The sequence below is a fragment of the Rhizobium sp. WW_1 genome (assembly GCF_003610155.1).
GTDB classification, from domain to species: domain Bacteria; phylum Pseudomonadota; class Alphaproteobacteria; order Rhizobiales; family Rhizobiaceae; genus Rhizobium; species Rhizobium tropici_A.
In genome coordinates, this window is record NZ_RAIN01000011.1 from 182,370 (window position 1) to 192,241 (window position 9,872).

At 61.9% G+C, this 9,872-nt stretch carries 6 protein-coding genes; 2 read left to right on the forward strand and 4 right to left on the reverse strand.

Annotated elements, in window-relative coordinates:
* Positions 1–131: 131 nt before the first annotated feature.
* Together BJ928_RS27505 and BJ928_RS27510 are read right to left on the reverse strand one after the other, a co-directional pair.
* On the reverse strand, positions 132–1,922 hold the full coding sequence (locus tag BJ928_RS27505; RefSeq protein WP_052227789.1) for a ShlB/FhaC/HecB family hemolysin secretion/activation protein: 1,791 nt from the start codon (positions 1,920–1,922) through the stop codon (positions 132–134).
* Positions 1,919–4,879: a GLUG motif-containing protein gene (locus tag BJ928_RS27510; RefSeq protein ID WP_183079460.1), complete on the reverse strand. Its 2,961-nt coding sequence runs from the start codon at positions 4,877–4,879 to the stop codon at positions 1,919–1,921. Before BJ928_RS27510 ends, BJ928_RS27505 begins: the two co-directional genes overlap by 4 nt.
* Before the next feature lie 451 nt (positions 4,880–5,330).
* Between BJ928_RS27510 and BJ928_RS27515 the strand changes: the two genes are divergently transcribed.
* The gene (locus tag BJ928_RS27515; protein ID WP_047633510.1) at positions 5,331–5,804 is read left to right on the forward strand and encodes a (2Fe-2S)-binding protein; all 474 of its coding nucleotides are present in this window, start codon (positions 5,331–5,333) and stop codon (positions 5,802–5,804) included.
* Positions 5,805–5,814: 10 nt separating this feature from the next.
* On the forward strand, positions 5,815–7,962 hold the full coding sequence (locus BJ928_RS27520; RefSeq protein WP_047633509.1) for a molybdopterin cofactor-binding domain-containing protein: 2,148 nt from the start codon (positions 5,815–5,817) through the stop codon (positions 7,960–7,962).
* 75 nt (positions 7,963–8,037) lie between these two features.
* Here the strand turns inward: BJ928_RS27520 and BJ928_RS27525 are convergent, their stop codons facing one another.
* Both BJ928_RS27525 and BJ928_RS27530 read right to left on the reverse strand, forming a co-directional pair.
* The gene (locus BJ928_RS27525) at positions 8,038–8,694 is read right to left on the reverse strand and encodes a hypothetical protein (RefSeq protein WP_147413947.1); all 657 of its coding nucleotides are present in this window, start codon (positions 8,692–8,694) and stop codon (positions 8,038–8,040) included.
* A 166-nt stretch (positions 8,695–8,860) separates the two neighbouring features.
* Positions 8,861–9,766, reverse strand: a complete 906-nt coding sequence (locus BJ928_RS27530; RefSeq protein ID WP_082011908.1) for an efflux RND transporter permease subunit — start codon at positions 9,764–9,766, stop codon at positions 8,861–8,863.
* Positions 9,767–9,872: the final 106 nt, after the last annotated feature.

The window sequence follows — 9,872 nt, forward strand, 5'->3', positions numbered from 1 at the left end:
GGCAGCCGCGCTACCGGTGGCGTGTCGCCCATTTCGTGCGGTGGGGAGATGGCGTTGCCAACGACACCGCATCCTTCGATCCATGGCAGTTGATGATCCGCTGGACCGTATCGCGGTCGAACTTTCTTCCATCAATATGCGACCCTGATTGTTGCGTAGAAGGTCCAGTCGCCGGCTCGGGTGAGCGTTGCATCCTTGAGGGCGGTGGCGGTGGTGAAGTTTGCCGAGAGATTGGTGGCGATGGCATAGTCGAGGCCGAGACCGGCAGAGGCGAGGGTGGAATTGGCGCGGGCGGCGAAATCGTGGCCGTAGCCGAGATCGACGAACAGGAAGGGCGAAAGCGTGTCGGGAGCACCGAGCTTGGCGAGCGGGGAGAGGGCGGGCAGCCTGAGCTCGTTGCGCCAGACAAGACCGGCATCGCCTGCCCCATCGTCGTTGTCGTAGCCGCGCACGGCGTAGAAGCCGCCGAGCCCGAGACGTTCCGTGTCCGGCAGCGCCTGGTTGGCGATCAGACCGGACAGCTGGCTGCTCCAGGCAAAGCCAGCGGGCAGCACCGTCGTCCGGCTGATGTCGAGGCCGGCGGTGACATAGGTGTTGTCGGTGACACGGCCGCCGGTGAAGGCTGTCCAGTCGGCGGCGGTATTGCCGCTGACGATGCCGCCGGGGTTGACCTTGAGGCGAACGTCGACGGCGGTTCTGCCATAGCGGTCGGAGACATCGTCGGCCCATCCGAGAACGAGATTGAACAGGCCGGCGCGGCCGGTGGCGACCTCGATGCCGTCGAACGCGGTGGCGCGCCTGACCCATTTCGGCTCCACCCCGAAATAAACGTCGCCCCAGTAGCGGCCGGGCAGAATGTTGGAGATGGCGCTGCGATAGAGGATCGGCAGCTCGAAGGTCCGGTTGCGAAAGGAAAAGGGGGTGCCGGCAATCGTCTGTTCGGTTTCGACATAGTTGGGCGCGATAGACAGCGTCTGGCGCGAAAAGGTCGGCAGGGTGATGCTGGCGGCGTGGCTGAGATAGCCGGGCTTGCCGGACTGCAGCCTGAGTGGCCCGTCTCCATCCAAGGCAAAGGCCTGGTCGGAGCCGGTGAAGCGGTAGGCGAGCGTCATGTCGTTGAGTTCGGGAAGCCAGAGGCCGAAGCCGGTCGACCAGCGGTCGCGGCCGGTAGCTAGCGAACCGGTATCGGCATAGGAGGCAAACAAGGAGTAGGGCTTGCTATTCGTCACCGTCAGGGTCATGTCGCTGGCGCCGGTGTCCGCGCCCGGGGCAAAGACGCCCTCGACATGGCGGAACGGGTTGCGGTTGAGCCAATCGAGATCCTCTTCCAGCGCGCTTGCATCGATGTCTTTTCCGGCCTCGAACCTGACCTGTGGGGCGAGATTGCGCTCGATGGCGCCGGTGCCGGCATTTTGGGTCTTGATCGTCCCGGCATGGAATTCGACGACCCTGAGCCTGAGCACGCCCGAGGTGACCTCCTGCGGTGGCACGGTCACCGACATGAAGGGGTGGCCGGCATCGCGCCATAGGCCCGAGACGGTGGCTTGCATCCTGGCGATCGCGCCACGTGTCAGAGGCTTGCCGAGATAGGGCGAGAGCGCTGCCTGAAGGGCGCCGTTCTCAACGGCTACGACCCTGCCGAGCGAGATGCCGTCCGGCGCCTTACCCTCGGAACCTTCGTCCGCGCCGATCAGGCGCACACCCGTCACATCGACGCCGAGCGGGGTGTCGTCGCCCTTGCCGTAGTCGGCCTGGTCGACGGTGAGTGCCGCGCGGTCCGAGGGTGCGGGCTGGGGCGGCAGGTTGCGTTCGATGGCCTGCGCATAAGCTTGCGTCATCGGCAGGACCATGAACGCGGCAAGCGTCATGCCGGCGCGCAGGGCTGCGGCCGTTGCGCGGGTCGCCAAGATCGATGATGTCATTGGCCGACGGTGTCCGCCCCGGGCACCGTCAGCAGCCTGGGATAATAATTGACCGCACCTGCCTCAGGCGGCGACCAGATCGTCCAGTCGAAGCCGGAATAAGCACTCTGCGTAAAGGCATAATTCTCCGCGGCAGACTGGCTCGGATCGCTGGTGACCGCCATGACGCCAGCCTGCGAACCAGAACCGACACCGTTTGCCTGCCCTGTCGAGAAGCTGTCGAAATAGCTGGACGAGATCGTGCCGCCAGCCTGATAACCGATGAGGCCGCCGACATCGCTGCTGCCGCTGACGGCGCCGGTGGCGTAGGATTGGGTTATCAAGAGTAGAGTCGGAGGATAAGGAGAGGCGAGGTACGAGCTGCCGACGAGGCCGCCAACATAGTTGTTGCCGCTGACGGAGCCGGTGGCGTAGGATTGGCTGATCAAGAGTAGCTGAGGATGAGAGGTACCGACGTAAGAACCGACGAGCCCGCCGACATAGCTGTCGCCGCTGACGGCACCGGTGGCATAGGATTGGTTGATCGTCACGAGATCAGCGGTCATCAAGCCAACGAGCCCGCCGACATAGCTGCCGCCGCTGATGGCACCGGTCGCATAGGATTGAGTGATCGGACCGCCGCTCTGCCAACCGGCGAGTCCACCGACGCTGTTGATGCCGCTGACGGCGCCGGTGGCATAGGATTGGCTGATCGTGCCGCTCTGATCGCCGACGAGCCCGCCGACGTAGTAGTTGCCGTGCACAGTGCCGGTGGCGTAGGATTGGCTGATCAGGCCTATAGGCCGAGGATAATAATAGCCCATGGCAAAACCGACGAGCCCGCCGACGTCGTCGTTACCGCTGACATTACCGGTTGCATAGGACTGACTGATCGTGCTGCCCTCCAGAACACCGACGAGTCCGCCAACACCGTTGCCGCCGTTAACGGCGCCAGTTGCATAGGCATGACTGATCGTGCCAAAACCTAGCCGGCCGATGAGCCCGCCGAGATTATAGTTTCCGCTAACCGAACCTCCGATCAGGCCGATATCGGAAATGGTAGCATTCGTGGCATATCCGAACAGGCCGGCGTAGCCTGTATTGCCGACGCCGACCGTCAGGTTGGAGATCGTATGGCCAAGGCCGGTAAATTGGCCGGTAAAGCCGTTGTGATTGAACCTGTCCGGGTTGAGAATGTTGCCCTGACCATCGGTGCCGATCGGTATCCAGCCGGCAAGGCCGGTGGCATCGAGCGAGGTGGCCAGCGCGTAGTTACCTCTAAGTGCTGCGTCCGACGCATTGATGGCCTGCACGTCGGCCATCGAATAGAGCAGCGTGTAGGCATTGCCGTTGACCGTCAGTCCGGCGCCCGAGCCTGCCCCACCGGTGAAGGTTACACCGCCGGCATAGGTGATCGTACCGCCGGTTCCGCCCTGGTTGGACAGGAGATTGAGCTTGCCTGCCCCGCCGATCGTCACCGGCGCGGCGATGGCGATCGAATGGTAGGCGTCGAGCGTCAGCGCCGCTCCGCTTGACCAGCCGAGCGCTGAGGCAATTGTGATGTCGCCATTGGCCGCCGTCGCCGATGTCTTCAAGGTGACGTTCGTGTCGCCACCAAGCGAACCGGCGATGGTCGCGGCACTGGCCGCATCGACCGTCAAACCCCCGGTGCCAATCAGCCATTGCCCGGCCGTGCCACCCGGCGCAGATGCATCGACGCTGACGCCGGTAAAGTCGATCGCGTTACCCGAGGTCTCGATCGCGCCGCCCGATCCCGTACCCGCGCCCCTGGCGGTCAGTGTTGCGGCAACCGATGTTGCGCCATCCGACCAGACGACGATGCTGCCGCCGTCGCCCTGCCGCGTTGCGCTGGCGTCGATGACGCTCGCCGCATCGATGCTGACGGCTTGCGCATGCGATGTGTCGCCCGATCCCTGCGGGCCGCCGCCGATCAGCACCTGGCCGCCGCCGGTCGAGCCAGAGGCGTCGATGACAGCGCCCCGAAGCACGATCGTGCCGCCTGATATCGTCACCTCGCCGCCCGTATAGTCCGGCCGGTTCCGCGGCATCGGACCGTAGTCGGGAAGCGCGGCCACCTGACGGCGCTTCGCCTCGGTTGCCGCGCGGCGCGCCACCAGGCGCTGCGAGACCTGGACCGAGCCGCCGTCGCCGGCTGTCAGGAAAATCCGGCCGCCGCTCTGCTTGACGCCGGTCGCCTTGACGATGGCCTTGGTGTTGCCGGCCAGCGCCTCGACCCTACCGCCATTGGCCCGCAGTTCCGCCTCCGCCGCCCGGATAGTGCCCTTGTTGACGACCTCGGTGTCGGCGCCGCCGACCTTGACCTGGAACTTGCCGTCCGCCGTCGACATGTCGCTGAGCAGCACCTCGTAGCCGGCGAGCAGCCCGACGCTGCCCTTGGGGGCATCGATGCTGCCTTCGTTGACCACCTTTCGCGCCGTCAGCACCACGTCGCCATGATCCGAGACGATCGTGCCGCGATTGACGACGGTCGCCCGGCTCGATCCCTTCAGCGTGAGGTCGCCGCCCTTCAGGAAATTTGTGTCGTCGATATCCTGCGTCGAGGCCACGAAGGAGCCGCCGGTGCGCACCATACCGTTGGAGCCGACCGCGACACCGGCGGGATTGATCAGATAGACCGAGCCGGTCGCCGTCAGGCGGCCGTCGATGCTAGATGGCAGGCCGCCAGTCACTCGGTTGAGCGTCGCACCCGAACCGTTCTCGAAATGCATCCGGTAGCCCGAACCGACGGAGAAGCCGTTCCAGCCGATGATGGCGTTGCGCGACAGCTGGAAGACGGTCATGTCCGTGCCCAGCCGCAAGATCGCCGCGCTGCCCCTCGTCACCGCGCCGCCTGTCGGCAGCGGCGCGCTCTGGGCGTGGGCATCGCCGATCGAGACCGTCATGTAGACGCCGGACAGCGCGACCACAAGCGCCAGCCGCGAGCTGCTGTGTCGCAACAACGGCCTCTTGCGCGCCGGAAAACCGGAAAAACTGCCCGTCAAATTATGATGTTGCTGTGCTTGATCCATTGCCAGCCCCCGCCACGTCCCCGCCGATCGCATCGGTAGACTGAGTGGACATGGAATTACAACTATTACTCGATTTTCGCGTCGGCACAATACGGTAGATGCCATGGATCATGGCTCTTTCCGGTCGCGATGATGATACCTGCGGAATTCCATCTTCTGGGTGTGCAGAGCGGCATCACATCGACCAAATTCGCGGAGAAGCCCGTGGAGTTGTCGCCGCGACCAACTCGGGCAGTTTTCGACGTTTGAACCGCCGGCCATCGTAGCCATCGTCAACTTGTCAGAGCCGGTTGGCACACTTTCACTCACATCTGACAAAGTTCCGGGAAAAGCTTGGGTTAGAAAGGCATAGCGATACTGTTCCGGGAGTAGGGACCGAATGTTGGAAATCACGATAAACGGTGAACTCCATAGATATGATGGCGATCCCGCCACCCCTTTGCTGTGGGCTCTTCGTGAGGATTTCGGGCTTACCGGCTCAAAATATGGCTGCGGCGCAGCCTTGTGCGGTTGCTGTACGGTCCATGTCGATGGTGAGGCGAGGCGCGCCTGCGTGACGCCAATCGGCGATATCGGGAGCGCATCGGTCACGACCATCGAAGGTCTGGTCCAGCCGAATGCCAAGCTCCACCCGCTTCAGACCGCATGGATCGAGCTCGATGTGGCACAATGTGGTTATTGCCAGACCGGGCAGATCATGCAGGCGGCGGCACTTCTTTCGAAAATTCCCGAACCCACCGACCAGGATATCGATGAGGCCATGTCCGGAAATCTCTGTCGTTGCGGTACTTACAATCAGATCCGGCAGGCGATCAAACTGGCAGCCCACATCATGACCCAAGCCCGGAAGTGAGGATGCGAGGATGACCGTCGACCTCACCCGTCGCAATTTTATAATTGCCGCCTCCGCGACGCTTGGTGCGTTCACCCTTGGCTTTCGGCTAGCCCCCGCGACGGCGCAGACGACATCGCCCGACGAGATCAATGCGTGGCTGACGATATCGCCGGACGAGACCGTCCTCATCCGCATCACCCGCGCCGAGATGGGGCAGGGGTCCATGACTGGCCTGGCGCAGATGCTGGCCGAGGAGCTGGATTGCGACTGGGCGAAGGTCAAGACAGATTTCGTTCTTCCCGGTGCCAGCCAGGCCCGTGCCGATGTCTACGGCGATTTTCAAACGGGCGGCAGTGGCTCTATCCGGGAACTCCAGCAAACGATGCGACAAGCCGGGGCAACGGCTCGCGATATGCTGATATCGGCGGCTGCCGCAGCGTGGAAGGTGAACAAAGGCGAATGCGCTGCATCGAACGGCGTCGTGTCGCATCGGGGCTCGGGGCGCAGCACGAGCTTCGGTAGGCTGGCAAAGGCCGCATCCGGTTTCGAACCGGCGACGGCGGTCGAACTGAAAGACCCCAAGCATTGGAGGCTCATCGGCAAGTCCATCCCGCGTCTAGAAGCTTTGGAAAAGGTCACCGCCAAGGTCACATTCGGCATCGACGTTAGCCTGCCGGGTATGCTTCATGCGGCTGTGCGAATGGCTCCGAATGCGGGCGGCAGTGTCAAAAGTTTCGAGGCTGCGGCGATTTCCTCGCGACCTGGCGTGCGTCAGGTGTTCCAGGTTGATGCCAGAACCATCGCGGTCATAGCTGATGGATGGTGGCAGGCCGAGACTGCGATTGCAGACTTGCCGGTCATTTGGGACGAGAGCCCGAGCGCCAATGTGTCGAGTGCGAGCATCGCGCTGATGCTCTCAGAAGGTCTGGAGACCGACGATCCTTTCACCGGCATGACCACAGGCAACGTCACCGAGGGTCTTGGCGCTGCGGTCAAGACGATCAGTGCGGAATATGCGTTTCCCTACCAGGCGCATGCGCCCCTGGAGCCCATCAATGCAACCGCGGTCTGGACGCCGGAGCGCTGCGAGATTTGGGCATCGACACAGGACGCCGGCGCCATGCTCGACGTCATTGTCGATGCAAGCGGGCTGCCTGCATCGCGATGTGAAGTGCATCGGACCTTTCTGGGCGGCGGCTTTGGACGAAGGCTCTATTCTGAATTTGCGCATCTAGCCGTTCTGATCGCCAAAGCGCGGCCAGGCGTACCGGTCAAGATGATCTGGTCGCGTCAGGAGGATATGACGCACGATCTCTATCATCCGACGACGAGAGCAAAGCTTGTCGGCGGATTGGACAAGGACGGCAATCTCCTTGCTTTCCATATTCGTGTTGCGGGACAGTCGATCCGTGCAGTCCATGCACCACGCCGTCTTCAGGGCAATGGCGATCCCCATATGCTCAATGGTCTGAACCAGAACAGCTTCAACTATTCGATTCCAAACCTGCTCGTTGATCTCGCCATGCGAAACCCGCCGATCATGCCGGGCGCCTGGCGTGGTGTGCATGTCAATCAGAACGTCTTCTACGTGGAAAGCTTCATCGACGAGCTAGCCCTTGCGGCTGGAAGAGACCCGCTCGAATTTCGTCGTCCGCTCCTCCGCCGCAACCCAAAACTGCTGGCAGTGCTTGAAGCCGCCGCAGAGCGGATTGGTTGGTCGAATCCGCAGCCCAATCGCCATCACGGCATTGCCGGTGCCTTTGCGACCGAAAGCTACGTCGCCGCCGCGGCAGAGGTCTCCATTGTCAACGGCGCGTTGAAGATCCATCGCATGGTGTGCGCCATCGATTGCGGTATCGCCGTCAATCCTGGGCTCATCTCGCGCCAATTGGAGGGTGGTCTTGCATTCGGCCTGTCCGCGGCTCTCTTCGGCGAATGCACGGTGGATAAGGGAGCCATTCAGGAGACGAATTTCGACGGCTATGCCATTGTTCGCATGAACGACATGCCGCCGATCGAAACGATCGTCATGCCCTCAGGCGGCTTCTGGGGCGGTGTCGGTGAGCCACCTGTCGTCGTCGCGGCTCCCGCGCTCTTCAACGCCGTATCCTCGGCGCTCGGCAGGCGGATCAGGTCCTTGCCGCTCAAGAACCACAAGCTGGTCGGCGGCGCTTAGGATAGATGAGCGTCCGCCGATCGCTTGCCTGAATCTTCGGCGAGATCGCCGCGGAAATACGTATCTCTCCCGGTGTCAGGATGGGCAGGCGGCACCTGTTGCCACCCAATCGCGCACCAGCTGCCCGAAGTCGCTGTGAGAAACCGGCGGCATAGAACGGGGCTTTCCGGAGAGATCGACGCCGGGGTCCCATGCCCAGGCGACCAACTTGTCCTCCGCCATGTGATGGATCAATTGCTCGTAAGACATACCGCCCTTTTGAGGGTCGGTCAGCGAACGGCAGATGTCTCCGGTGCTCAGCCCTTCCCATGCCATGCGCAGAGGGGCGAGGTGCCAGACTTCGTTTCCGGGAACACCTGATGGCGAGTTTTCCCTTTGATGGCAGGTATTGCATTGCAGCGCCGGTGTGCCGCTATCGTGCAAGCCTCGCCGAACCTGCATGATATGAGGGTGTCCGTCGTCTCCCTGACGAGGAAAATCAGTAGAGGTGTGACAGTTCATGCAGCGTGGATGCTCGATCACCGTCGCGATACGGCCGAAATACTGCAGCGAGCGCTGTCTGTCTTCGGGTTGCGCGACGGCTTGCCCATGTTGTTCAGCCGGCGCGGAGCTTATGGTCGCTGCGACCATCACCATGGCCGTCGGAACTGACAGTAGAAACGCCATGCGTGCCAGCATCATCGAATTCCCCCTTGGTTTATGGATATAGAAATCAAAATTTGCGGACAACAACAGGCTCGCTGATCATCGCAAGCAAATAGGCGGCCGCGACGGGACAGTCGAAATACCGGCTGGATCTTTCCGTAAGCGAACGACATTGAAGAGCCTTTCGAACTGTTGCCAAGCCGCGAAAATGTTTGCCTAGTGCATCTCAGTTGCAGCGGTGTTGCGGCCGGTTTCACGCCGCACGGCTGGACCGGGCTTGTCCATGAGCGAGCCGTTCCGCGAGCCGCGGCTTGAAGATGGAGCTCAGTGATTTCACGGCGATATAGACGACCGGGGTCGAGAACAGCGTGAGCACCTGACTGACAATCAGTCCACCGACGACGGCAACGCCCAATGGTTCGCGCAGCTCTGCGCCAGCACCGATCGCCAGCATCAGCGGTATCGCCGCCAAAAGCGCTGCAATCGTCGTCATCATGATGGGCCGGAAGCGTGCCACCGCCGCTTCGTAGATCGCGGCTTCGGGTGAGAGCCCTCTTTGGCGCTCTGCATCCATCGCAAAGTCCACCATCAGGATGCCGTTTTTCTTCACGATGCCGATCAACAGGATGATGCCGATCAATGCCATGATGGAGAAATCGAGACCCCACAGCCACAGCATCAGCAGTGCGCCAAGTCCTACAGACGGCAATGTAGAAAGAATGACAACCGGAGTCAGGAAACTCTCGTAGAGAACGCCGAGGATGATGTAGACGGAAATCAGCGCCGCCAACACGAGATAGGGTTGTGTGCGCAGGGATTCCTCGAATGCCTGGGCTGAGCCTTGAGTTCGGCCCCGAACGGTCTCCGGCATGCCGATCTCTTCCTGAAGCCGGTTAATGGCCGACACCGCGTCGCCAAGCGCCATTCCCGGCGATAGATTGAAGGAGATCGTTGCCGAAGGAGAAAGGCTGGCTCGATTGATCACCACCGGACCGGCCGTCTGCGGTTCGATCCTGACCACCGCCGCCAGCGGCACCATGTCGCCGGTTGTCTCTGATCTCAGATACAAGGAGTTGATGGCGTCGACGCGCGAAAACTCTCTCGGGTCGACTTCCAGAACGATCTGGTACTGGCTGATCTGGGTTTGATATTCCCCGATCTGGCGCTGTCCTGTCCGACATCAGCGCCCTTGAGACAGAATTGGTTTAATTGAGAAGAGAGGATTTTCGGCTCATCGTAGCTCTATCAAAGGAAGCGAAGATGAG

Coding starts and splice junctions, on each gene's coding strand:
- BJ928_RS27515 (WP_047633510.1), top strand. CDS start 5,331: ATGTTGGAAATCACGATAAACGGTGAACTCCATAGATATGATGGCGAT.
- BJ928_RS27505 (WP_052227789.1), bottom strand. CDS start 1,922: ATGACATCATCGATCTTGGCGACCCGCGCAACGGCCGCAGCCCTGCGC.
- BJ928_RS27520 (WP_047633509.1), top strand. CDS start 5,815: ATGACCGTCGACCTCACCCGTCGCAATTTTATAATTGCCGCCTCCGCG.